This is a genomic window from Streptomyces sp. HNM0574, from assembly GCF_012726235.1.
In the GTDB taxonomy this organism is placed as follows: domain Bacteria; phylum Actinomycetota; class Actinomycetes; order Streptomycetales; family Streptomycetaceae; genus Streptomyces.
Genome location: NZ_JAASAH010000003.1, coordinates 1 through 24,953 on the forward strand (window position 1 = coordinate 1; position 24,953 = coordinate 24,953).

The following is a 24,953-nucleotide window of genomic DNA, read 5'->3' on the forward strand; positions in this document are numbered from 1 at the left end:
CCGGGCCACCCCGTACGCCGTGGCCGTTCGCGCCGTTCCCCGCGCCCCCTTCCACGGGCGCGCCCCGCTGCTTCCGGTGCGGCGCCGTCGTGGCTTGTCGCGCCGTTCCCCGCGCCCCCGATCGCGGGCCCGCGCGGGGTGCGCAACCGGCGTCGCCGGGCCGCCCCGTACAGCCGTGGCAAGCCCCCGCCCGGGCCTCACTCCCGCTCCACCGGAATCCACAGCTCCGCCTCCGCGTGGGTGCCGTCGTCCGACACCGTGGTGCGGGAGAGGGACGGGCCGGGGCGGCTGCGGTACGGGTTCGACGGGAACCACTGGGTGTACACGTCCCGCCAGAGGTACTGGACGGCCTGCGGGAACGCGCCCGAGGACTCGAACACCGCCCACGTCCCCGGCCCCACGTCCAGCCGCTCCGAGGCACCCGGCACCTCCGTCCCGCTCACCACCCCGTGGAAGTAGTCGATCTCGGTGCCCTCCGTGTCGTCCGCCGCGTGGTTGCTGACGGCCGCCACGACGCCGCCGGGCTCCCCGGCCGCGCACTCCTCCCAGCGCCCCAGCGTCTCCCTCCCGATGCTCCGCACGAACTCCACGATGGCCGGGTTCATCCCCTCGTAGACCAGCGGGACCCGCGTCCCCCTGCCCACCATCCGGAACCCGTCCCGCTCCACGATCCGGTACCGCATGCTGCTGCTCCCTTCGACGATCAGCCGGAAGGACATCCGCGGCTGGGAGTACAGCGCCGCACCCGTCCGCCGCGCCGCACCGGGACCGATCCCGTGCAGCGCGCGGAACGCACGCGCGAACGCCTCGCCCGAGCCGTAGCCGTACCGCACCGCGACATCGAGCAACGTCCGCTCCCCGGCGAGCACTTCGGCCCCGGCCAGCGTCAGCCGCCGGCGCCGGACGTACTCGGAGAGCGGGATGCCCGCCAGCGCCGAGAACATCCGCCGGAAGTGGTACTCCGACGTCACCGCGATCCGCGCCGCCTCGGCCGCGTCCAGCGGCTCACCAAGATGCTCCTCGATGTACTCCATGGCCAGATTCAGCCACTCCAGCACCCCAGCCACCGTCCTTCCCTTTACCGACCCCCACGCTAGGAACACCCAGCGGTCCCGCACCCGACATCCTGTGCCGGGTGCGGTCGGGTGGGGGGCTCAGCCTGTCGGCCGTATCGCGTGCGGTGGCGGGACGGTCCGCTCCGGTTCAGCCCAACGCGTCCATCAGGGCGGTGACATAGGCGTCCAGCCGCTGCTCCACGGCTCGCGTCGTCAGATCGGGCCTCCCGGCTTCCCGCCATGCCCGCGCCACCGCCTGCACTTCCTCCGAGAACGCCAGCCCGTCCCGCACCAGCCAGTACAGCCGCTCACCGGCGGCAGTGGTCAGCGCCCCGCCGGCCTCCCGGTACGCCTCGGCGAACCGCAGGCCCCACTCCGGGCCGTGCAGCAGCGCGAGGATGGTCGAACAGTGCGCCACATCGAGATCCGCCGGGCCCCAGGACGTCGCCGCCCAGTCGACGACGCCGGTGATCCGAGGGCCTGCCGGGCCGTGCTGCGGCACGTCGAAGAGCACGTTGCCCGGCTGGAAGTCCCGGTGCAGGAAACGCCCTTCACCCGGCGGAGCGGGCCTGCGGATCACGTCGACCGCCGCTGCCCATGCCGCCGCGTCGGCGCCCCTCGGCACCACGACCGTGTCGGCGGTCGTCAACGTCTCGTACTGCCGGGGCCGTTGGGCGGGCCGCACCGCGTGGATCGCCACGAGTTGACGGGCCAGCAGCGGGACCCGTGCCTCCACCCCTTCGTCCTCCAGGACCGTCCGGCCCGCCAGATGTGTCATCAGAAGCGACGGATACTCGCAACACCTGGCGTCCGGATCGACCGCGACGAGTGCGGGAGCCGGCACGTCCGTCCCCGCGAGCAGGGACAGCACCTCGGCCTCGTCGGCCATCCACTCCTCGGCCCGCTCCACGAAGAACGGCTCGACGAAGCTGCGCAGCACCAGATGACGGGTCCCCCCGTCCGGCGTGCGGATGCCCAGCCTCCGCACCTCGGCCGTGATGCCGCCGCGCAACACCTCGGCCCCGACGACGCGTTCGCCGTACCCGAGCTGCCGTCTCACCCAGTCCAGCGTCAACGGCCGGACAACCGCGGCCTCGTCATGATCGGTCACCGTGCCACCCCATCATCCCGACGGCGACACATCGAGCGGTTTTCCGCGGCTTTGCGAGGTCCGACCGGCACCACGGCTCCGTACCGGCCACGCTTGTCACAGGACTGCGACAAGCGGCTGACCAGCAGTTCCGAGGTACCGCCTACGGAGCGATACTGACCGGTGCACGTCTGACCGAGGCGTGTTCACACGGGGCTTGGGGGCCGGGGGATGGGTTACACACTGCCGGGGTGGGTCGACGAGATCCTGGAGTTCATCGGGATCAACTTCCCCAATGTCGACGAGGACGACTACCGCGAAATGGCCGACTCCCTCAGGGAGTTCGCGGACGATTTCGAGGGCAAGGGCGCGGATGCCCACCGGGCGATCGGCCGTGTGCTGTCGGCCTCCGAAGGGTGGGCGAAGGACTCGCTCGAGTCCCACTGGGGAAAGGTGAAGTCCGGTCACCTCGACGAAGTCCCGGGGATCGCGAAGAACTTCGCCGGCGGGCTGGATCTCACGGCGGACATCATCGCCGGGATGAAGCGGAAGGCCGAGGTCGAGCTCGGCGTCATGGCCGCCTCCATCGGCATCGCCGTCGGCCTGTCCGTCGTCACCGGCGGCCTGTCCGCGCTCATCGGCGCGGCGGAGACGGCGGCGATGCGGCAGTTGATCAAGCGCATCATCGACGAGGCCGCGGAACGCATCGTCGAAGAGGTCGTCGCCCAACTGACCGAGCCGGTCACCGAGAAGTTCAACAAGATCGTCGAAGACACCCTGCTCGACATCGCCGACGACGCCCTCGCCCTCCCGCCGGGCACCGGCGCCGGCGCCCCGGCGCTGCCGTCCGGCTCCGGTGACGGCGGAGGCCACGGCGGCGGGGGCATGCAGCTCAACAGTGCCGGGGGCGGTGGTGGTGGCGGGAAGGTGAAGATCGACCCCGACGAACACGACCAGGGCGCCGACAAACTGTCCCGTACCGGCACGGACATGCAGACCAACGGCCTCAGGGCCATCGACCGCGCGAAATCGGCGCACGGTCGCGCCAAGGGCAAGGGTGAGGTCCTCACCCAGGTGGTCGACGAGGTCGCCGAAGGTGCCCTCGGCGCAGCCGAGAAGGTCGTCAAGCGCGTCGGCAAGCACCTCGGCGAGACGGCGCCCAACGCGATGAAGCTGCAGGCCAAGCGCCACCGCGACAACGAGCAGGGCGTCGTCGACGACCTGACGAAGATCGGCAAGGGCAAGGACGGAGGCGACGGACCCGGCGGACCAGGGGGCAACGACGGCGGTCGCCCCTCGGACGTACGCCCCGGCTCCACCAACGGCGCGACGGACGACCCGCATCTGACCGGTCGCGGCACCGATGACCGGTTCTGCGAGAACGACCCCGTCGACGTCGCCAGCGGCGAGCTGCTGCACAAGCAGGTGGATGTCGACCTGCCCGGGGTGCTCCCGTTGCGGCTCGTGCGTGCGCACCTGTCCTCGTACCGGTACGGGCAGTTCTTCGGCCCGTCCTGGGCCTCCACCCTGGACGAGCGGCTCGAGGTCACGGAGGACGGCGTGATCTGGGCCCGCGAGGACGGCTCCCTGCTGCGTTACGCCGAACTCCCGGCCCCGGGAAGCAAGATCCCCGTCCATCCCGTGACGGGGAAGCCCCTCCCCCTGGCTCACACCGGAACCGGAGCCCTGGGCGAATCCACCTACGAGATCACCGATCCGCGGACGGGCCGGGTCCGGTCATTCGCCGACAGTCCGTCGAAGTCGGGCTGGTTCTGGCTCCGTCACATCACCGACCGGAACGGCAACGAGATCGCCATATCCCGCCGGGCGGACGGCACTCCGACGACGCTGAACCACACCGGGGGTTACGTCGTCCGTGTCCACGCCGAGAACGGCCGGTGCACCCGGCTCACGCTCGACGCGCCGGACGGTTCGCTGGAGCTGAAGTCGTACAGGTTCGAGGGAGGAGACAACGTCACCCACGTGATCAACTCCTCCGGCGGAGCGCTGGAGTTCGACTACGACGGCCTGGGCCGCATGGCCTCCTGGACCGACCGGAACGGGTCGACCTTCCGGTACGAGTACGACGATCAGCACCGTGTCGTCCGCACGATCGGGCCCGACGGTTACCTGTCCTCCCGCTTCGTCTACGACCGGGTCCGGCGCACCACCAGGTACACCGACTCCCAAGGTGCCGCCACGGTGTACCTGTTCAACGCGCGGCACCAGCCGGTTGCCGAGACAGACGCGCTCGGCAACACCACACAGCGGGTGTGGGACGAGCACGGGAACGTGCTGAGCAGGACCGATCCGGCAGGCCACGAGACGCGTTACGTCTACGACTCCGCGCACAACGTGACCGAGGTGCACGCCCCGGACGGCACGGTCGCATCGGTGACGTACAACGATCTGAACCTGCCGGCCGAGATCACCGCAGCGGACGGCTCCGTCTGGCGGCAGACTTTCGACGGTCTGGGAAACCTGACCGAACGGGTCGCGCCGGACAGTGCCGTCACCCGCTTCGCGTACGACAGCACCGGGGCCGTGACCGCGATCACCGGAGCAGCGGGGATGGTGTCCCGGTACCGGAACAACGCGGCCGGTCTGCCGGTCTTCTACACCGACCCGCACGGCCACACCGCCGATCTGGAACGGGACGCCCTCGGCCGGCCAAGCCGCATGACCGACGCCCTGGGTGCGGTCACACGGCTGGAACACAGCATCGAGGGCAAACTCACCGCACGCACACTGCCGGACGGCGCACAGGAGATCTGGCGCTGGGACGGGGAAGGCAATCTCGTCGAGCACGTCAACGCCATCGGCGGCGTCACGGCGTTCGGCTACACCCACTTCGACAAGCTGGTCTCCCGCACCACCCCGGACGGGGCCACGTACGCCTTCGACCACGACACCGAACTGCGGCTGACCAAGGTCACCGGCCCGACGGGACTGACCTGGCAATACGCCTACAGCCCCACGGGCCGCCTGGTCGCCGAGACCGACTTCGACGGACGCACACAGACCTACACACAGGACGTGTGCGGACGCCGCACGTCCCGGACCACTCCCACCGGCGAGCGGATCACCTACGAGCGCGACCCGTTCGGACGGATACTGCGACGCGACGCCGCCGGTTCCGTCACCACGTACCGGTACGACCGCGGCGGACGCCTCCTCCAGGCAACCGACGCCTCCGGGGCGGTGACGGTGGAGCGCGACCCGCGCGGACGGGTACTGAGCGAGACCGTCGACGGCCGCACCGTCCACTACCGCTACGACGAACAGGGCCGCCGGGTCCTGCGCACCACACCGACCGGGGCCACCACCCGCTACGGGTACGACGCCGTCGGCCGCACCCGGCAACTGGACCTGGACGGGTATGCCCTGCTCTTCGAGCACGACGCCGTCGGCCGGGAGACCGCCCGCAGCTTCGGCCACGAGGACAGCCCGGTGGCCATCACCTCCAGCTGGGACGTGGCCGGCCGCCTGGTCGCCCGTACGGCGGCGGTGCCGGGCAGCACCCTCACCTCCCGCACGTACGACTACCGCGCCGACGGACACCTCGCCTCCGTCACCGACGATCTGACCGGCGTGAGCCGGGAGTTCGAACTGGACCCGCTGGGCCGGCCCCTCGGCGTCTCCGCCCAGGACTGGGCCGAGTCCTACACGTACGACCCGATCGGCAATCAGACCTGGGCCGCATGGCCGGCCGAAGCAGGCCGGTCCGAAGCGCTCGGTGACCGCGAGTACAGCGGCACCCGGCTGTTCGTCGCCGGAGACGTCCACTACGAGTACGACGCGGCAGGCCGCACCGTGCTGCGCCGGCGGAAGCGCCTGTCCCGTAAGCCCGACACCTGGCACTACGAGTGGGACGCCCTGGACCGCCTCGTCGCCTGCACCACCCCTGACGGCACACGCTGGGTCTACACGTACGACGCCCTGGGACGCCGTACCACCAAGCAGCGCCTCGGTGGCGACGGCGAAACCCCGGTGGAGGCCGTGTACTTCACCTGGGACGGCACCCGCCTGGCGGAGGAGCACGCGACGGCGACGGGCGTCACCACTACCTGGGAGCACGACGGCCACATCCCGCTCGCCCAGTACGAGCGCAAGCACCTCACCGAGGAGGAAGTCGACTCACGCTTCTTCGCCATCGCCACCGACCTGGCAGGCACCCCGACCGAGCTGTTCAGCGAGACCGGGGAGATCTCCTGGCAGGCCCGCGCCACCGTCTGGGGCACCACCGGCTGGAACCGCGACGCCACCGCGTACACACCCCTGCGGCATCCGGGCCAGTACGCCGACCCCGAGACCGGCCTGCACCACAACCTCTACCGCCACTACGACCCCGACGCAGCCAGGTACAACAGCCCGGACCCCCTGGGCCTGTCCCCCGCCCCGAACCCGGCTGCATGGGTGATCAACCCGTGGAGCTGGCTCGACCCCCTCGGCCTGGAGAGCTGCGAGGACGAGATCCCCAAGGCCGGCAGGACCTACGAAGAGGCCAAGGCGGACGCCCTTCGCGATGCCGGAATTCCCGAGGGCGCCGAGCCCATCGACGTCGACGAGTGGGTTTCGGCCCGCGGTCCGGAGTACGCCGGGGCCAAGCAGCTTCTCAACGACGACGGCTCACCGATCTTCTACACGGAAGAGACCTACGAGCACCCCAACGGCAATGACATGGTGGTCTTCCAGGACCATTGGTTCGGTCACCAGAAGCCGGGTGAGGACGGCTACCAGCCGCCTCATGTCCACGTCCGGCCGTTCGAGGACACCCGGAACGGTCAGATCCCGGGTTGCGAGGAGCACTACTACTATGACCGCTGATTCCGCGCTCCGGCCGGCCAATCCGCAGCAACTGACCGACCTGTACGGCCGGTTCCCGGAGTACGGCCGGCTGCGCATCCGGTCGGTCAACGTGAACCCGTACGGGCCGACACTGACCCTGCGGGTCGACCTGCCCGAGGGGCCGGAAGCGCCACCGGAGCAGTGGCAAACCGCCGAGTGCGACACCGTGCAGTGCCACTTCCAGTTCCAGGCCGTGGAAAATCTCGCGCTGTCCCGCTGGGAACCTCCGACGGAGGCACACCTCAAGGCTTCACGGCTCACCGACCGCACCACCGAAGTCCGTGTCACGGGGGCGGGCATCGCCCTGACGTTCCAGGCACATCCGCAGTTCCTCATCCGGCACATCAGCGGATTCCGCTCCGGGACCACAAGCCCCGAGCACCACTACCTGAACAGGTTGGACGCCAAGCTGCACGGCACCGGCGAGCCCGCGACGACCACGGAGACCTTCCATGCCCGCTGACTGGACCGAGCTCCTGGCCGACCTCGGCGCTCTGACCGACGTGTACTCCACCGTCCCCGCGCTGGACCGCTGCACGCTCCACTACCTGCACTTCGACGAGCGCGGCACTTCCGCCACGCTCGGCCTCAGCACCGGCGACCTGCCGGACCGCCCCCTGCCGGAGTGGGAAACCAAGCCGTTCAACCGCCTCACCTTCTACCTCGTATGCGAGGAGCTCACGGGAGTCGAGTTGAACGGCTGGGGGTTCCCGACGCCCACGCTCGAACTGGCCTCGGCCACGGGCGGAGTGAGCGTAGTGGCGGAAAACGAAAGCGCTTCGCTGCGCCTCACCGCCAAGTCCGTGCGCATCGCGGATGTGCGGACCACCCTGGTCTCGGAGACCGCCACCTGAACGCGAAATGTTCCCTCCACAGGCCGAGTTCCGGCGCCTCTGTCTTGTACGGGCACCGGCGTTCTGGACGGGCCTCCCATCGGCCTCTGCCCAGAGCCCCGGTAGCCGCTGCACCGACAGAACAGTGAGGGCCGCCCCCCCCTTCCGGGAGACGGCCCTCACTGTCAATGATGACGCCTCGTCGGGCTCGCCCGACCCCGCGTTTCAGATGTCGGGAAGAGCTCCCTCGAAGGCTCAGTCCTCCAGGTTCACCGAGCGGGCCGAGGTGGCGCCGATTTCGCCCTTGATCTCGTTGAGGACGGGGGCGGGGATGGTGTCGTCGACGGTGAGGGCGACGAGGGCCTCGCCGCCCGCGGTGGCGCGGGAGACCTGCATGCCCGCGATGTTGACGCCCGCCTCGCCGAGGATGCGGCCGACGGTGCCGACGACGCCGGGGCGGTCGGCGTAGCGGAGGAAGGCCATGTGGTCGGCGAGGGCCAGGTCGATGTCGTGCTCGCCGACGGCGACGACCTTCTGCTGGTGCTTCGGGCCCGCCAGGGTGCCGGAGACGGAGATCTCCTCGCCGCTGCTCAGGGTGCCGCGGACGATCACCACGTTACGGTGCTCGGTGGACTCGCTGGAGGTGGTGAGGCGGACCTCGACGCCGCGCTCCTGCGCGAACAGCGGGGCGTTGACGTAGCTGACCGTCTCGGCGACGACGTCCTCGAACACGCCCTTGAGCGCGGAGAGTTCGAGCACCTTCACGTCGTGCTGGGTGATCTCGCCGTACACCTCGACGTCCAGCCGGACGGCGACCTCGCCCGCGAGCGCGGTGAAGATCCGGCCGAGGCGCTCGGCCAGCGGCAGCGCCGGGCGGACGTCCTCGGCGATGACGCCGCCCTGGACGTTCACCGCGTCCGGCACGAGCTCGCCCGCGAGCGCCAGCCGCACGGACTTGGCGACGGCGATGCCCGCCTTCTCCTGCGCCTCACCGGTGGAGGCGCCGAGGTGCGGGGTGGCGACGACCTGGTCGAACTCGAAGAGCGGGGAGTCGGTGCAGGGCTCGGACGCGTAGACGTCGAGGCCGGCGCCGGCGACCCGGCCCTCCTTGAGCGCGGAGGCGAGCGCCGTCTCGTCGACGATGCCGCCGCGGGCCGCGTTGATGATCCGGACGTCGGGCTTGACCTTGTGCAGCGCGTCGTCGCCGATCAGGCCGAGCGTCTCGGGGGTCTTGGGGAGGTGGACGGTGATGAAGTCCGAGACCTCCAGCAGCTCGTCGAGGGAGAGCAGCTTGACGCCCATCTGGGCCGCGCGGGCCGGCTGCACGAACGGGTCGTACGCGACGACCTTCATGCCGAAGGCGGACATCCGCTGCGCGACGAGCACGCCGATCCGGCCGAGGCCGACCACGCCGAGGGTCTTCTCGCTGAGCTCGACGCCGGTGTACTTGCTGCGCTTCCACTCGCCGTTCTTCAGCGCGGTGTTGGCCTGCGGGATGTTCCGCGCGGTGGCGACGATCAGACCGCAGGCGAGCTCGGCGGCGGTGACGATGTTGGAGGTCGGCGCGTTGACGACCATGACGCCGGCCTTGGTGGCCGCGGGGACGTCGACGTTGTCGAGACCGACACCGGCGCGGGCCACCACCTTGAGCTTCCCGGCAGCGGCGACGGCCTCAGCGTCGATCTTGGTGGCGGAGCGCACAAGAACGGCGTCCACATCGGCGATCGCGGGCAGCAGCTCGGCGCGGTCGGCGCCGTTGCACTGCCGGATCTCGAAGTCCGGGCCCAGCGCGTCGACTGTGGCGGGCGAGAGTTCTTCGGCGATGAGTACTACGGGCTTGCTCACGTGGTCTCCAGTCCTGGCGGATCAGCCCCGGCGTCTGCGGGGCACAGCGGCCGAGTCCCGACGGCCGTAGGCGGTGGAGGGGGGTCATCCCCGCGGGCGCAGGGCAGACACACGACGCTGTGAGCCTGTGCGAAGCGCTTGTGCTGTGCAGTGTATCCACGGATGCGACCGGCGGTACGGCCCCTCCGGCAATCGATCATCCCCATGCGGGGGCGGGTGTACGCGTGGCGGATGCCGCCGTGCACGGCCCGTCTCCGGGGGCTCCGGGGCGGTGTGCTGTCAAGTACGCACCCCGGCAACGAGGTTCGGCCCGGGGCGGTCAGCGCGTCGCGCTGCACGCCCCGGGCCGGCGGTTCCGGCGGGCGGCCGGGAGGCGGCTCAGGCCTGGTCGTCGACCCAGCTCATGAGCTTGCGGAGCTTCTTGCCCGTGGTCTCCAGCAGGTGGTCCTCGTCGGACTTCTTGTACTCGTTGTACTTGGGCAGACCGGCGTTGTACTCGGCCATCCAGTTCTTGGCGAAGGAGCCGTCCTGGATCTCGCCGAGGATCTTCTTCATCTCGGCCTTGGTGCCCTCGTTGATCACGCGCGGGCCGGAGACGTAGTCGCCCCACTCGGCGGTCTCGGAGATGGACCAGCGCATCTTCTCCAGGCCGCCCTCGTACATGAGGTCCACGATCAGCTTCAGCTCGTGGAGGCACTCGAAGTACGCGATCTCCGGCTGGTAGCCCGCCTCGACGAGGGTCTCGAAACCGGCCTTGACCAGCGCCGAGGTGCCGCCGCAGAGCACGGCCTGCTCACCGAAGAGGTCGGTCTCGGTCTCCTCGGTGAAGGTCGTCTTGATGACGCCGGCGCGGGTGCCGCCGATGCCCTTGGCGTAGGAGAGGGCGAGCGCGAAGGCGTTGCCGGTGGCGTCCTGCTCGACGGCCGCGATGCAGGGAACGCCGCGGCCCTCCTCGTACTGGCGGCGGACGAGGTGGCCCGGGCCCTTGGGGGCGACCATGCAGACGTCGACGTTGGCCGGGGGCTGGATGAAGTCGAAGCGGATGTTGAATCCGTGCCCGAAGAAGAGGGCGTCGCCGTCCTTCAGGTTGGGGGCGACGGACTCCTCGTAGACCTTGGCCTGGATCGGGTCCGGGACCAGGATCATGATCACGTCGGCCTCGGCGGAGGCCTCGGCCGGGGTGGTGACCTTCAGGCCCTGCTCCTCGGCCTTGGCACGGGACTTGGAGCCCTCGTGCAGGCCCACCCGGACGTCGACGCCCGAGTCGCGCAGCGACAGCGCGTGGGCGTGGCCCTGGCTGCCGAAGCCGAGGACCGCGACCTTGCGGCCCTGGATGATGGACAGGTCGGCGTCGTCGTCGTAGAACAGCTCGGCCACTTCGGGTTTCTCCTTGCTTGTGCGGGATGGTGCTGGGTGCTGGTGCTGCCGCCCAACCTATGCGGGCCGGGCGGCGCGGATACCGGGAGTTCGCGATCCGGACAGCCCCGGGCGCCGTGACGAGGGGTGGGCCACGGCGCCGGGGGCGTCAGGCGCTCCGGTCCAGCGCGCGCAGGCTCCGGTCGGTGATGGAGCGGGAGCCGCGCCCTATGGCGATGGTCCCGGACTGGACCAGCTCCTTGATGCCGTACGGCTCCAGCATCTTGAGCATGGCGTCGAGCTTGTCGCTGCCGCCGGTGGCCTCGATGGTCACGGCCTCCGGCGAGACATCCACGGTCTTGGCGCGGAAGAGCTGGACGATTTCGACGATCTGGGACCGGGTGTCGTTGTCGGCACGGACCTTCACCAGGACGAGCTCGCGCTGGACCGCGTGGTCCGGCTCCAGCTCGACGATCTTGAGCACGTTGACCAGCTTGTTGAGCTGCTTGGTCACCTGCTCCAGCGGAAGGTCCTCGACGTTCACCACGATCGTGATGCGCGAGATCTCGGGGTGCTCGGTGACACCGACCGCGAGGGAGTCGATGTTGAACCCGCGCCGCGAGAAGAGGGAGGCGATCCGGGCGAGGATGCCGGGGGTGTTCTCCACCAGGACGGAGAGCGTGTGCTTGGACATCTGTCGGTACCTCTCCGGTCCTCAGTCGTCTTCGTTGTCGCCGAAGTCGGGGCGGACGCCGCGGGCCGCCATGACCTCGTCGTTGGAGGTGCCCGCCGCGACCATCGGCCAGACCATGGCGTCCTCGTGGACGATGAAGTCCACGACGACGGGACGGTCGTTGATCGCGTTGGCCTTCTCGATGACGGCGTCGAGCTGGTCGGGGTCCTCGCAGCGGATGCCGACGCAGCCCATCGCCTCGGCCAGCTTCACGAAGTCCGGGACGCGGGTGCCCTTGCAGGGCTCGCTCGCCTCGTCCGGGCCGTCGTGCAGCTTGGTGTTGCTGTAGCGCTGGTTGTAGAAGAGGGTCTGCCACTGGCGGACCATGCCCAGGGCGCCGTTGTTGATGATCGCGACCTTGATCGGCACGCCGTTCAGCGCGGCGGTGACCAGCTCCTGGTTCGTCATCTGGAAGCAGCCGTCGCCGTCGATCGCCCAGACCGTCTTCCCCGGCTCGCCGACCTTGGCGCCGAGCGCGGCCGGGACGGCGTAGCCCATGGTGCCCAGGCCGCCGGAGTTGAGCCAGGTGGCGGGCTTCTCGTAGTTGATGAAGTGCGCCGCCCACATCTGGTGCTGGCCGACGCCGGCGGCGAACACCGTGCCCTCGGGGGCGAGTTCGCCGACGCGCTGGATGACCTGCTGCGGCGAGAGCGAGCCGTCCTCGGGCAGGTCGTAGCCCAGCGGGTAGGACTCGCGCCAGCGGTCCAGCTGCTTCCACCAGTCCGCGTACCTGGCGGTGCCCGCCCCGGCGGCGGCCTCCTCGTGTGCGGCGTACTCCGCCTGCGCGGCGACCACGAGGTCGGCGAGGACCTCGCGGGCGTCGCCGACGATCGGGACGTCGGCCGCGCGGTTCTTGCCGATCTCGGCCGGGTCGATGTCGGCGTGGACGATCTTCGCCAGCGGCGCGAAGGAGTCCAGCTTGCCGGTGACGCGGTCGTCGAACCTGGCGCCGAGCGCGACGATCAGGTCCGCCTTCTGCAACGAGGTGACGGCCGCGACGGTGCCGTGCATGCCGGGCATGCCCAGGTGCTGCGGGTGGCTGTCGGGGAAGGCGCCGAGGCCCATCAGCGTGGTGGTGACCGGAGCGCCGGTCAGCTCGGCGAGCACCTTCAGCTCGGCCGTCGCGCCCGCCTTGAGCACACCGCCGCCGACGTACAGCACCGGGCGCCTGGACTCGGCCAGCAGCTTCGCGGCTTCCTTGATCTGCTTGGCGTGTGGCTTGGTGACCGGGCGGTATCCGGGAAGTTCGGCCGTCGGCGGCCAGTTGAAGACCGTCTTCGCCTGGAGCGCGTCCTTGGCGATGTCGACGAGGACGGGGCCGGGGCGGCCGGTGGAGGCGATGTGGAACGCCTCGGCGATGACCCGGGGGATGTCCTCCGCGTTCCGCACCAGGAAGTTGTGCTTCGTCACCGGCATCGAGATGCCGCAGATGTCGGCTTCCTGGAAGGCGTCGGTGCCGATCGAGCCGCCGGCGACCTGGCCGGTGATGGCGACCATGGGGACGGAGTCCATGTTCGCGTCGGCGAGCGGGGTGACCAGGTTGGTGGCGCCGGGGCCCGAGGTGGCCATGCAGACGCCGACCTTGCCGGTGGCCTGCGCGTACCCGGTGGCCGCGTGCCCCGCGCCCTGCTCGTGCCGCACCAGCACGTGCCGGACCTTCGTCGAGTCCATCATCGGGTCGTAGGCGGGAAGGATCGCGCCGCCGGGAATGCCGAATACGGTGTCGGCGCCGACCTCCTCAAGGGACCGGATGAGGGACTGGGCGCCCGTCATCTGTTCTGCGGCGGCGTTCTGCGCTCCGCCGGTACGGGCCCTCGGCTGCGGTTTCGGGGCCCCGGTGGCCTGCTCGGTCATCGGCTGTCTCTTCTCGAAAGAGTGCGGGTGTGACGCTCGTCGTCTCGTGCGGTTGATGGCGGTTTCGCACGATGCGGGCTGGTGAGGTCGAAGGTGCTGGTGCAACAAAAAACCCCCCGTGCCATGAGGCAAGCGAGGGGAGCGCGCCGCTGTGGTCGCGGATCCTGGGAGGCAGGATCCGCTCAGCCGACGCGCTTTCCAAGTACGAGAATTCGGGTGCGCATGGCACTGACCTTCTCCCCGTCAAGCCTCGGGTGTCAAGTGGGTGGGACGGGCGTCTCAGCATTCGAGCAGGCGGGTGCGGGACCGTCCCCGGCGACCACCCACGGCGGCAGCGCCTCCCGCGCGTCCTGCCTGCGCACCGGCAGCGAACCGGCCACCACGACGGACCGCCCGCCCCCGGAATGACCGCCCGACGGACCGGCCACCGGACCCGCGCCGCCCGCGGGCGGCGGCCCGTGCGCCCCCGCCGGAAGACCGCCCCGGCCGACGCCCGCCGGCGCCCCCGGACCGTTCGTCCCGGATGCCGGACCGCTCCCGCCCGCCCCGCCGGCGGCCGCCGGAACGGCTCCGTGCGCCCCCGGCTGCGCGGCGGGCGCGTGCGCGGGGCCGCCGGCCGCCTGGGTGCGCGGGCCCGGTACGACGGCGCCCGCGGGCTCCGGCAGCGGGTACGCGCCCAGGGACAGCGCGCGACGCAGCCGGTGCTCATCCAGCGGGCCGGAGAAGACGGCGCCCTGGCCGTGCGTGCAGCCCATCTCGCGCAGCATCTCGACCTGTTCGGGCAGGTCGACGCCCTCGGCGACGGAGGTCATGCCCAGGTCGTCGGCGATCCGCAGCAGCCCCGCGGTGATCTTCCGCTGGCGCGGGGACTCCAGTACGCCGTCCACCAGCCCCCGGTCCAGCCGCAGGATGTCGATCGGGAGGCGGCGCAGCGCGGAGATGGCCAGGTACCCGCTGCCGAAGCCGTCCAGCGCGATCACCACGCCGAGCCGGCGCAGCGCCGAGAGCCGGGTCTCCAGCTCGTCGAGCGGGATGCGGGGGTCGCTGTCGGACAGCTCCAGGATCAGGCTGCCCGCGGGCAGTTCGTGCCGGGCGAGCAGCGCCTCCAGGCTGCTGTGCGTCATGGACCGGTCGATCAGCCGCCGCGCGGGGATGCGCACCGTCACGGGGACGTCGCAGCAGCCCGCGCGCTGCCGGGCGGCGGCCTGCTCGACGGCCTCCTCGACGACCCAGCGGTTGATCTCGGCCGCCTTGTCGCCCTGGGCGCCCGCGCCCGTCTCGCCGTCCCGGCCGGCCTGTTCGTGCTGCCCGTCTCCGTCGCCGGTGCGGGCCGGCGCGAAGGGGCCGCCGTCGCGCGCGTCCTGCGCCGGTACGCCCTCGGTGCGCAGGAACTCGGCCGGGGTGAAGAGGATGCCCTGCGCCGAGCGCCAGCGGGGCTGGGCCGCGACGGCCGTCACCTTGCCCGAGTTGAGGTCCACCACGGGCTGGTGCAGCAGCGCGAACTCGCCGTCCCGCAGCGCGGTGCGCAGCCGGGAGGCCATCTCGGTGCGCTTGACGACCTCGGCCTGCATCTGCGGCGCGTACAGCTCGACGCGCGCCTTGCCGCCCTGCTTCGCGCGGTACATCGCCAGGTCGGCGTTGCGCATCAGCGCGGTGGGCGAGATGCCGGGCTCGGCGAAGGCGACGCCGATGGAGGCGGCGACCCGCACCTCGGTGCCCTCGACGCGGTACGGCTCGGAGAGCGCGATCCGCAGCCGGTCGGCGATCTCGTGGATGCGCAGCTCGCGTTCGACCTCGGCGTGGGTGCTGGGGTTGCTGTCGCCGAGGATGATCACGGCGAACTCGTCGCCGCCGAGCCGGGCCGCGGTGTCGCCCGCGCGGATCGAGTCCTGGAGCCGGCGGGCGGCCTGGACGAGGAGTTCGTCGCCCGCCTGGTGCCCGACGGTGTCGTTGACGGCCTTGAAGCCGTCGAGGTCGATGTAGAGCACGGCGGCCTCGCTGTCGCCGCCGCGGCGGCCGCCGAGCGCCTGCCGGACCCGCTCGGTGAACAGCGAGCGGTTGGGCAGGTCGGTGAGCGCGTCGTGCGAGGCGTTGTGCTGCAACTGCGCCTGGAGCCGGACGCGTTCGGTGACGTCCCGGCTGTTGAAGATCAGGCCGCCCTGGTAACGGTTGACCGTGGACTCGACGTTGAGCCAGTGCCCCGCGCCGTGCCGGAAGCGGCACTCGATGCGCGTGGAGTGCTCGGTCTCCGGGGAGGCGGCGAGGAAGCGGCGCAGCTCGTGCAGGACCCGGCCGAGGTCCTCGGGGTGGATGAACGCGGCGAGTTCGGCGCCGACGAGCGCGTCGCCGTCCCGGCCGTAGACCCCGGCGGCGGCGGGCGAGACGTAGCGCAGCACGCCGGTGGAGGACGCGATCATGATGACGTCGCTGGAGCCCTGCACCAGCGACCTGAAGTGGTTCTCCTTCTGCGCCAGCTCCTGGGTCAGCGAGATGTTGTCCAGGAGCATGATGCCCTGGCGTATGACCAGCGCCAGCACGACCGTGCAGCCGGTGAACAGCACGACGCGGTCGACCTCGTGGCCGTCCATCGCGTTGTAGAGGATGCCCAGCGTGCACACCGCGGCGGCCAGGTACGGGGTGAGCGCCGCGAGCGAGCCCGCGATCGGGCGGCCGGGCGGCTGCGGCCGCAGCACCGCCTGCCGTTCCGCCTGGCGCGGCCGCGACGGGGTGCCCGCGCGCCCGGTGCGGCCCGCGCCGCCCTTGGCCGTGCGGCGCCGTCCGCCGCCGCGCCGTCCGCCTTCGCGGCGGGCGACCCAGGGCGCGTAGGCCAGCAGCAGCGAACCGGCGAACCAGCCCGCGTCGAGGAACTGGCCCGAGCTGTAGTGCTCGCGGAGCATCGGCGAGGAGAACAGCGCGTCGCACAGCACCGTCAGCACCAGCGCGCCCACGGCGGTGTTGACGGTGGAGCGGTGCGCGGCCGAGCGCTTGTAGTGCAGCGCCAGCACCAGGCTGATCAGCACGATGTCGAGCAGCGGGTAGGCCAGGTCGAGCGCGGCCCGCAGGACCGAACCGCCCGACAGGAACGAGGTGTGCGCCAGCGCCAGCGACCAGGAGAGCGTCACCAGCGAACCGGCGATCAGCCAGGCGTCCAGCCCGAGGCAGATCCAGCCGGCCCGCGTGACCGGCCGTTTGGCCAGCACGAGCAGCCCGACGACGGCGGGCGGCGCGAAGAGCAGGAAGCAGGCGTCGGCGAGCGACGGGTCGGGAAGCGGCCGCCGCAGGACGAGTTCGTACCAGCCCCAGACGGCGTTGCCGCAGGCGGCCATCAGCGAGGAGATGCCGAACAGCATCCAGGCGGGCGCGAACGGGCTGCCGCGGTGCGTCCGCGCGTACCACAGGCAGGAGCAGGCGGCGAGCAGTCCGGCCGCGCTCAGCCCGAAGTCCCCCATGAACAGGGCGACTTCGCGGGAGCCCCAGCCGAGGGCCGCGCCCACCGCGTACGCCGCGCAGAGGGCGGCGAGCAGCAGCTGCGGCGCGAGCCGGGGCGCGGCGCGGCGCTCGGTGCGCTCAGCCGTGCGCTCCGGCCGCCCGGTCCGCGCCCCCCAGGGCTGTGCCGCACGCGACCGGCCCCGCGCACGGGGCACGCCCGAGGAGGGCGCGGTACGCGGGGCCGCCGGGGCCGAAGTCGCCGATGCCGAGGCTGCGGAGGGCACGGCGGGTGCCGACGCCGTCCAGCAGCGGCTCTGTCGTGGGACCGTCCCTCGCAGGGTCATCGCACCCACCTCCCGGACGGAGGCTTCTTCTCGTACTCACGCTGCTGTCCGGCGCACTTCGCGCGCCGCGTCGGCCGCATTCGGGAAGTTCCCCGCCCCGTGCGGCAGTTCGCCCGTTCGTCGTGCATGCGCCCGTCGCCCCCCTCGTGTCCGGGTATCGCCCCCGTCGGACGATACACCAGATCCGTCACTCAGGGACATAGTGCGGATACAGAACGTGACGACCTGCGACGTTGTGCTTCCGGAGGGCCACCCTACGCGTCCGTAGCATGGCTTCTGGGGCCCTCGGAGGCCCTTCGGCTACTCCGCCACGGCCACCGCGTGCTCCAGCCGTTCACCGGACGCCCAGCGCCTCAGCTGATCGCGCAGCAGCCGCCGCGCACGCGGCAGGAACGCCGACGACGGCCCCCCACGTGCGGGGTGAGCAGCACCCCGGGCGCGGACCACAACGGGTGCCCCTCCGGCAGGGGTTCGGGCTCCGTCACGTCCAGCGCGGCCCGCAGCCGGCCGGTGCCCACCTCCGCCAACAGCGCCCCGGTGTCCACCACTCCGCCCCGCGCGACGTTCACCAGCAGCGCTCCGTCCTTCATCCGGGACAGAAAGTCTCCTCCTGCCAGCCCCCTGGTGTCCTCCGTCAGCGGGGTGCACAGCAGCACCACATCAGCGCGCGGAAGCAGTCCGGGGAGGCTCGGGAGCGCGTGCACGGGGCCGCGCGGTGTCTCACGCGCACCGCGTGCGACCCGCAGCACCTCGGCCACCTCGAACGGCCACAGCCGCTCCTCGACCGCGGCGCCGATGCTGCCGTAGCCGACGATCAGCACCGTCTTGTCCGCCAGCGACGCGTACGTCCCCGGACGCCACTCCCCCGCGTCCTGGGCCCGTACGAACGCGGGGAGTTCGCGGAGCGAGGCGAGGGTGAGGAGCAGTGCGAGCTCGGCCGTGCTGGTGTCGTGCACGCCGCGGGCGTTGCACAGCACCGTGCCCCGCGGCAACTGCCCGATGGCGGGCGCGACATGGTCGATGCCCGCGGTGAGCGTCTGCACCACCCGCACCCCGGTCATCCGCGGCAGCGGCCGCGTGGCCACGCCGGGCGCCTTCATGTACGGGACGACGTAGAAGGCGCAGTCGGCCGGGTCGGCGGGGAACTCCTCCTCGCCGTCCCAGAACCGGTAGGTGAGGCCCTCCGGCAGTCCCTCGATCTCGCCGGGCGGGTAGGGCAGCCAGACGTCCGAGGCCGGGGCGCCGGGGACGGGGGCCGGGGGATTGCCGGGGGTCTGTGCGGAAGCCATGGGCGCAGGATAGGAGCGCGGCGGCCGCGCCCGCGCACCGCCCGCACCGGAACGCCGCCCGGAGGCTGTGCGCGAGGCACCCGGACGGCCAGCTAGTTTGGGGGCGTCAGGAGGGAGCTCGTACAGGTGGAGCGCAGGACGATCGGGGCGGCGGCGCTCGGGGTGGGCGCCGTGGGCCTGGGCTGTATGCCGATGAGCTGGGCGTACTCCACGTCGGAACAGAACGGCGAGGAGTCGCTGCGGACGGTGCACGCGGCACTGGACGCGGGCATGTCCCTGCTGGACACGGCCGACATGTACGGGCCCTTCACCAACGAGCTGCTGCTGGGGCGGGTGTTGCGGGAGCGGCGCGCGGACGCCTTCGTCTCCACCAAGTGCGGGCTGCTCGTCGGCGAGAACCACATCGTCGCCAACGGCCGCCCCGGGTACGTGAAGCGGGCCTGCGACGCCTCGCTGCGGCGCCTCCAGACCGACGTGATCGACCTGTACCAACTGCACCGCCCCGACCCGGAGATACCCGTGGAGGAGACCTGGGGCGCCATGGCCGAACTGGTGTCCGCGGGCAAGGTCCGCTCCCTCGGCTACTGCGCCGTCGGCGCGCGGGCCGACCGGCGGGGGCGCACGGGGGAACGCGGGCGCACGCCCGGGGTGCACGACCGTACGGTCGGCCAACTCCGGCGCATCCAGCAGGTGTTCCCCGTCAGCAGCGTGCAGGCCGAGCTGTCCGTGTGGTCCCGGGAGGCGCTGGAGACGCTGCTGCCCTGGTGCATGACCCGCGGCATCGGCTTCCTCGCCGCGATGCCGCTGGGCAACGGCTACCTCAGCGGCACCCTGACCACCGGCGGCGGCTTCGAGCCCGACGACGTACGCGCCCGGCACCCGCGCTTCACCGGCGAGATGATGGCCGCCAACCAGCCCGTCGTCGCGGGGCTGCGCCGCGTCGCGCGGCGGCACCGGGGCGTGGGGGCGACGCCGGCGCAGGTGGCGCTGGCCTGGCTGCTGGCCAAGGGGCCGCACGTGGTGCCGGTGCCGGGTACGAAGAAGGCGCGCTGGGCGGCGGAGAACGCGGCGGCCGCGTCGCTCGCCCTCACCCCGCAGGACCTCGCCGAGATCGACGCGCTTCCGGAGGCGCAGGGGTCCTGGGACTAGCTTCCGGGGCCGCGCCACTTCTCCGGGTGCGGCGCCGTCGGGCTTTTCGCGCAGTTCCCCGCGCCCCCTTTCGCGGGCCCGCCCCGGTCCTTCGGGTGCGGCGCCGTCGTGGCCCGGGTTTTCGCGCAGTTCCCCGCGCCCCTTTTTCGCGGGCTCACCCCGCTTGGGAGGTCTGCGCCTAAGGCGCAGGGCTGGCAAGCGCAGCGCGGTCACCCCCGCGCGGGGTGCCCCATGCCGTCACCGGGCCACCCCATCACCGCGGCAAGCGCCGTTCCCCGCGCCCCCGAGAGGGCGCTGTGGTGTGCTGGGGGCTCGGAGGACGGCGGATGTCGGGAGGGATGGATCGTGCGAGGCCGTACGCAACTTCGGGGCGCCGCTGCGGCGTTGGCCGCGCTCGCGCTCGTCGCGGGCTGCTCCTCGGACGGAGGCGGCGGCGATCCCCCGCGCCCCTCGGCCGAGAGCTCGAAGCCGGAGACGTCACCCGGGAAGGAGCCGGCCGGGAAGCCGCCGCCCGCGAAGGGCGAGGTCTCGGTGGAGCGCACCGTGGCCACGGGGCTGAAGGCGCCCTGGGGCCTGGCCCCGCTCCCCGGCGGCGACCTGCTCGTCTCGTACCGCGACGAGGGCACGATCGTGCACGTCGACGGCGGGGGCGGGAAGAAGACCGAGCTGGGCCGGGTGCCGGGCACGGCCCCGGCGGGCGAGGGCGGCCTGCTCGGCATCGCCGTCCCGCCCGGCGAGGGCGACGACGGCGCGGGCGAGGTGTACGCGTACCTGACGACGGCCTCCGACAACCGCATCGTGCGGATGGTCTTCGACCTGGCGAAGGACGAGGGCAGCAGGCTCGGCGCCCCCGACACCGTCTTCAAGGGCATCCCGAAGGGCACCGTGCACAACGGCGGCCGGATCGCCTTCGGCCCGGACGGGATGCTGTACGCGGGCACCGGCGAGTCCGGGGACGGCGAGCTCGCGCAGGACGAGGACTCCCCCGCGGGCAAGATCCTCCGGATGACCCCGGACGGCGAGCCGCCCGCGAAGGGCAACCCGGACCCGGACTCGCCCGTCCTCTCCCTCGGCCACCGCAATGTGCAGGGCCTGGACTGGGACGCCGACGGCAGGCTCTGGGCCTCGGAGTTCGGCCAGGACACCTGGGACGAGCTCAACCGCATCCGCCCGGGACGCAACTACGGCTGGCCCGAGGCGGAGGGCAAGGAGGGCGGCTCCGGCTTCACCGACCCGGTCGAGCAGTGGAAGCCCGCCGACGCCTCACCCAGCGGACTGGCCGTCGCCGCCGGCTCGGTGTGGATGGCCGGCCTGCGCGGCGAGCGCCTGTGGCGGATCCCGCTGGACGGGACGGGGCCGGTGGCCGGGCCGCAGTCCTTCCTGGAGGGGAAGTACGGGCGGCTGCGGACGGTCGTCCCGGCGGGCAAGGACAGGTTGTGGCTGGTCACGAGCGAGACCGATACGCGGGGCACGCCCGGGAAGGGCGACGACCGTATCCTGGAGCTGAAGGTGAGCTGACCCCGGCGGAGCGCCGGCGGGCTCGGCTCACACGCCGTGACCCGTGTCTGGGGGGCCGATGTTCAACCTGGCCGAGGAGCTCTTCGCGCCCGCCCGCAAGCACACCGAGGACGAGCGGCAGCGGCTGGACCACACCCGCGTCGAAGAGGGCAGCAACGATCCGGGCTGCGGCCCGGTCGACCTGGAGTCGGGCCAGGTCGTGATCCGGCTCCCCGCACAGCCGGGCCCGGCCCGCGCCCGGGAGCCGGAGCCGTCCGACGCCCCCGGTGACGAGTCCGCGGCCTGAGCCGGAGGACGCCGGAAACGACGAAGACGGAGAGGGGCCTGCCGCCTGCCGCACGGCGGGCCGCCCCTCTCCGTCTCCCGTGACCGCTGCCTGGGGGTAGGAACAGCGGGGTCAGGACGCGCCGGGGATTTCCGGCTGCGGCGCCAGAATGTCGAAGTACATGCCACCGGCGACGACCAGGCCGACGAGGCCCAGCAGCACGCCGCCCAGCGCGACGGCCTTGACCCACGAACCGGTCCCGGCGCGCTTCGCGACGACGGCGAGGAGCAGCCCGCCGAGCAGCACGGCGAGCAGCGCGAAGATCCCGTTGACCAGGGCCGCCGCGTGCCAGGGGGCGCCGAACAGGGAGTTCATCTGGTCCCCGGCGCCGCCTCCGCCGCCCATCTGCTGCGCCTGGGACTCCAACTGCCCCATGAGCTGCTTGCGTTCGCGGAGCATCTCGCCGAGCGAGTTGCCGGTGAGGGAGACCACGCCGAGCCCGGCGCTGACGACCGCGACGGCACCGGCGCCGAAGCCGCTCCGCCCCTCGTCCGCGGCGGGCAGCTCCTCGTACCCGGCCTCCTCGGCCACCCCGTCGCCCTCCTCGGGGGACTCCGTGGCGGCGGGGACGCGTGCGGTCCCCTCGTCCGTCTCCTCGGTGCTCTCGGACCGGCCCTCCGGTGTCGGCTTGTCGGCCTCTGCGGCCTTCTCGTTCTTCGTGCTGGTCTCGGTAGCCATGCCCGCACCGTAAGGAACGATTCTGAGAGCCGGATGAGAGTACGGGCCGGGCCCGTACGCGGTGCGCGGTCGCGCTCCCGCGCGGGCGTCAGCCGCGTCGCCCGGCGAGCGGCTCCGTGCCGGGCCCGGGCTCCCCCTCGCCCCCGCTCCGGGGCCCGGGCAGCACCGGCTCGGCGGGGGCCGGTACGGGTGCGGGCCCGGGCGTGTCACCGTCCCCGGCGTGCTCCCCGGGTTCGATGGTGATGCGGGGCAGGCAGCGGTCGAGCCACCGCGGGAGCCACCAGTTGGCGCCGCCGAGCATGTGCATCAGCGCCGGGACGAGCAGGGTGCGCAGGACGAAGGCGTCCAGGGCGACGGCGACGGCGAGGCCGATGCCGAACATCGCGATGATCCGGTCGCCGCTGAGCACGAAGGCGCCGAACACGGCGATCATGATGACGGCCGCCGAGTTGATGACCCGCCCCGTCTCGGCCAGCCCGACCCGTACCGCTCTGCGGTTGTCGCCGGTGCGCTGCCACTCCTCGTACATCCGGCTGACCATGAACACCTGGTAGTCCATGGAGAGTCCGAACAGGACGGACACCATGATCACGGGCAGGAAGGGTTCGATCGGCCCGGGTCCGCCGAGGCCCAGCAGCTCGCTTCCCCAGCCCCACTGGAAGACGGCGACGACGACGCCGGAGGCGGCCGCGACGGCGAGGATGTTCATCACCGCGGCCTTGAGCGGGATGCCGATGCTGCGGAACGCGAGGAGCAGCAGCGCGCAGCCGAGGGCCACGATCACGCCGGTGAACATCGGGAGCTTGCCGAGGATGACGGAGGCGAAGTCGTCCTGCCCGGCCGTGACCCCGCCGACGTGCACCGTCAGCGGGCTGTCCGCGGAGACCTCGGGCAGCTCCTGCTCGCGCAGCCGGTCCACGAGCTGCGAGGTCCGCTCGTCCTGCGGCGCGCTGTCGGGGACGACGGTGATGACGCCGACGCTGCCGGACCCGTTCAGCTCGGGGCCCGAGACCTCGGCGACGCCCTCGGTGCCGCGCAGCCGTTCGGGCAGTTCCTCGAAGGCCAGCTTGGCGGCCGCGCCGTCGATCTCGCCGACGAGGGTGAGCGGCCCGTTCGTGCCGGGCCCGAAGCCCTCGGCCATCAGGTCGTACGCCTGCCGGGTCGTGGCGGTGCCGGGGCCGCTGCCCTGGTCGGAGCTGCCGAGGTGGAGCGCGAAGACGGGCAGCGCGAGGACGGCCATGAAGACGGCCGCGAGCCCGGCGAGCAGCTTCGGGTGCCGTTCGACGAAGGCCGACCAGCGCGCCACGGGCCCGCCCCGCCGCGTCCGCTTCCCGGCCTCCGCCTCGCTCTCGTCCGGCCCGGCCGGGTCAGGGCCGTGCTCGGCCAGGGCGCGGCGTTCGCGGCGGCTGAGGACACGGTGGCCGATGACGCCGAGCAGTGCGGGCAGCAGCGTGACGGAGGCCAGGACGGTCAGGACGACGGTGAGCGAGGCGGCCAGCGCGACCCCGTTGAGGAAGGTCAGCCGCAGCACGAGCATCCCGAGCAGCGCGATGCACACCGTCACCCCGGCGAAGACGACCGCGCGTCCGGCCGAGGACATGGCGCGCTGCGCCGCCTCGGGTACGGACATGCCCTGCTTCAGGCCCTTGCGGTGCCGGGTGACGATGAACAGCGCGTAGTCGATGCCGACGCCGAGGCCGATCAGGGTGCCGAGCATGGGCGCGAAGTCGGCGACGGTCATGGCGTGGCTGAGCAGCCCGGTGGCGAGCGCGGCGGTGCCGACGCTCAGCACGGCCGTGACCAGCGGCAGCAGCATCGCCGCGAGCGAGCCGAAGGCGAGCAGCAGGACGACGGCGGCCACCGCGATCCCGACGGCCTCGGCGAGGTGCCCGCTGATCCCCTCCGTCAGCGCCACCGCCGTCCCGCCCATCTCGACGCGGAGGTCCCGGCCGTCGTCCCCGGCGGCGTGCGCGGTGTCGACGACGCGCTGGACCTGGCTCTCGTCGAGCTCGTCCGCGGGCGCGTCGAAGGACACGGTGGCGTACGCGGTACGCCCGTCCTCGCTGATCCGCTCCTGGCTCTCGGGGCCGGGCTGGTACGGGCCGCGTACGTCGGCGACGCCGGGCAGCCCGGCGATGTCGTCGAGCGTGGCCGTCATCCGGTCCCGCACTGCCGCGTCCCGGACGCCGTCCCCGGGGCCGTCCTCGCCGGTGTGCCAGACGAGGGTGTCGCCGTCGCCCGCGCGGTCCGGGAACGCCTCGGTGAGCAGCTGCGCCGCACGCCCCGACTCGGTGCCGGGCACGTCGTAGTCGTTGGAGTACGCGGACCCCGCGAGGGCCGTGCCCACGCCGGCCGCGGCGAGCAGCGCCAGCCACAGCGAGACGACGAGGAGGCGGCGCCGCATGCACCAGCGGGTCAGGGCGGTCATGTGCTCGGTGACCTCTTCACGGGTCGGTGCGTCGAGCCGTCCGGGGTGGGCCGGTGCTGCCGAGCGCGAGCGGAAGGGAGCGTTCCGGGGCAGCTTTGCACCCGCGGAAGATCCTTTGTCCCCTTTGTGGGGATAGCCACAGGGCCGCCCGCGCGGGAACCCGCCCCGCCCCGGACCCC

General features: G+C 72.2%; 15 protein-coding genes and 1 pseudogene. 6 read left to right on the forward strand and 10 right to left on the reverse strand.

Features of this window, described 5'->3' with window-relative positions; all coding sequences use genetic code 11:
• Window positions 1-197 precede the first annotated feature (197 nt).
• Together HCC30_RS06840 and HCC30_RS06845 are read right to left on the reverse strand one after the other, a co-directional pair.
• Window positions 198-1,058 (reverse strand): AraC family transcriptional regulator, encoded by an 861-nt coding sequence (locus HCC30_RS06840; RefSeq protein WP_169441835.1) that lies wholly within the window; start codon window positions 1,056-1,058, stop codon window positions 198-200.
• 145 nt (window positions 1,059-1,203) lie between these two features.
• Window positions 1,204-2,166 carry a phosphotransferase gene (locus tag HCC30_RS06845; protein WP_169441441.1) on the reverse strand — a complete coding sequence of 321 codons (963 nt, stop codon included), beginning with the start codon at window positions 2,164-2,166 and terminating at the stop codon, window positions 1,204-1,206.
• A gap of 210 nt (window positions 2,167-2,376) precedes the next feature.
• Here HCC30_RS06845 and HCC30_RS06850 point away from each other — a divergent pair, with 210 nt between their 5' ends.
• The 3 genes from HCC30_RS06850 to HCC30_RS06860 are packed head-to-tail and all read left to right on the forward strand — an operon-like array spanning window position 2,377 to window position 7,847.
• Entirely contained in the window at window positions 2,377-6,972 is a 4,596-nt protein-coding gene (locus HCC30_RS06850) for a DUF6531 domain-containing protein (RefSeq protein ID WP_169441442.1), read from the forward strand.
• Entirely contained in the window at window positions 6,962-7,456 is a 495-nt protein-coding gene (locus HCC30_RS06855; protein WP_169441443.1) for an Imm50 family immunity protein, read from the forward strand. The genes HCC30_RS06850 and HCC30_RS06855 overlap by 11 nt, the downstream gene beginning before the upstream one ends.
• Window positions 7,446-7,847, forward strand: a complete 402-nt coding sequence (locus HCC30_RS06860; protein WP_169441444.1) for an Imm50 family immunity protein — start codon at window positions 7,446-7,448, stop codon at window positions 7,845-7,847. The genes HCC30_RS06855 and HCC30_RS06860 overlap by 11 nt, the downstream gene beginning before the upstream one ends.
• Before the next feature lie 234 nt (window positions 7,848-8,081).
• Here HCC30_RS06860 and serA read toward each other — a convergent pair whose 3' ends face one another.
• From serA to HCC30_RS06890, 6 genes and pseudogenes are all read right to left on the reverse strand, one after another.
• Window positions 8,082-9,671, reverse strand: a complete 1,590-nt coding sequence (serA, locus tag HCC30_RS06865) for a phosphoglycerate dehydrogenase (RefSeq protein WP_169441445.1) — start codon at window positions 9,669-9,671, stop codon at window positions 8,082-8,084.
• A gap of 378 nt (window positions 9,672-10,049) precedes the next feature.
• The gene (gene ilvC / locus HCC30_RS06870; RefSeq protein ID WP_169441446.1) at window positions 10,050-11,048 is read right to left on the reverse strand and encodes a ketol-acid reductoisomerase; all 999 of its coding nucleotides are present in this window, start codon (window positions 11,046-11,048) and stop codon (window positions 10,050-10,052) included.
• A 148-nt stretch (window positions 11,049-11,196) separates the two neighbouring features.
• The gene (gene ilvN, locus HCC30_RS06875) at window positions 11,197-11,721 is read right to left on the reverse strand and encodes an acetolactate synthase small subunit (RefSeq protein WP_169441447.1); all 525 of its coding nucleotides are present in this window, start codon (window positions 11,719-11,721) and stop codon (window positions 11,197-11,199) included.
• A gap of 21 nt (window positions 11,722-11,742) precedes the next feature.
• Window positions 11,743-13,614, reverse strand: coding sequence for an acetolactate synthase large subunit (locus HCC30_RS06880; RefSeq protein WP_169441448.1), 1,872 nt, complete (start codon window positions 13,612-13,614; stop codon window positions 11,743-11,745).
• A gap of 257 nt (window positions 13,615-13,871) precedes the next feature.
• Complete coding sequence (locus HCC30_RS06885) at window positions 13,872-17,141, reverse strand: EAL domain-containing protein (RefSeq protein WP_240979412.1); 3,270 nt, start codon at window positions 17,139-17,141, stop codon at window positions 13,872-13,874.
• Between the two features lie 546 nt (window positions 17,142-17,687).
• Window positions 17,688-18,676, reverse strand: a pseudogene (locus HCC30_RS06890) (2-hydroxyacid dehydrogenase).
• A 126-nt stretch (window positions 18,677-18,802) separates the two neighbouring features.
• Here HCC30_RS06890 and HCC30_RS06895 point away from each other — a divergent pair.
• From HCC30_RS06895 to HCC30_RS06905, 3 genes are all read left to right on the forward strand, one after another.
• A complete protein-coding gene (locus HCC30_RS06895; protein WP_169441450.1) occupies window positions 18,803-19,825 on the forward strand; it encodes an aldo/keto reductase in 1,023 nt (340 codons plus the stop codon).
• A gap of 345 nt (window positions 19,826-20,170) precedes the next feature.
• Window positions 20,171-21,343: a PQQ-dependent sugar dehydrogenase gene (locus HCC30_RS06900; RefSeq protein WP_346776524.1), complete on the forward strand. Its 1,173-nt coding sequence runs from the start codon at window positions 20,171-20,173 to the stop codon at window positions 21,341-21,343.
• A gap of 43 nt (window positions 21,344-21,386) precedes the next feature.
• A complete protein-coding gene (locus HCC30_RS06905) occupies window positions 21,387-21,629 on the forward strand; it encodes a DUF6191 domain-containing protein (protein ID WP_346776525.1) in 243 nt (80 codons plus the stop codon).
• A gap of 111 nt (window positions 21,630-21,740) precedes the next feature.
• Here HCC30_RS06905 and HCC30_RS06910 read toward each other — a convergent pair whose 3' ends face one another.
• The gene (locus HCC30_RS06910; RefSeq protein WP_169441452.1) at window positions 21,741-22,346 is read right to left on the reverse strand and encodes a hypothetical protein; all 606 of its coding nucleotides are present in this window, start codon (window positions 22,344-22,346) and stop codon (window positions 21,741-21,743) included.
• A gap of 88 nt (window positions 22,347-22,434) precedes the next feature.
• Window positions 22,435-24,774 (reverse strand): MMPL family transporter, encoded by a 2,340-nt coding sequence (locus HCC30_RS06915; RefSeq protein WP_169441453.1) that lies wholly within the window; start codon window positions 24,772-24,774, stop codon window positions 22,435-22,437.
• Window positions 24,775-24,953 lie beyond the last annotated feature (179 nt).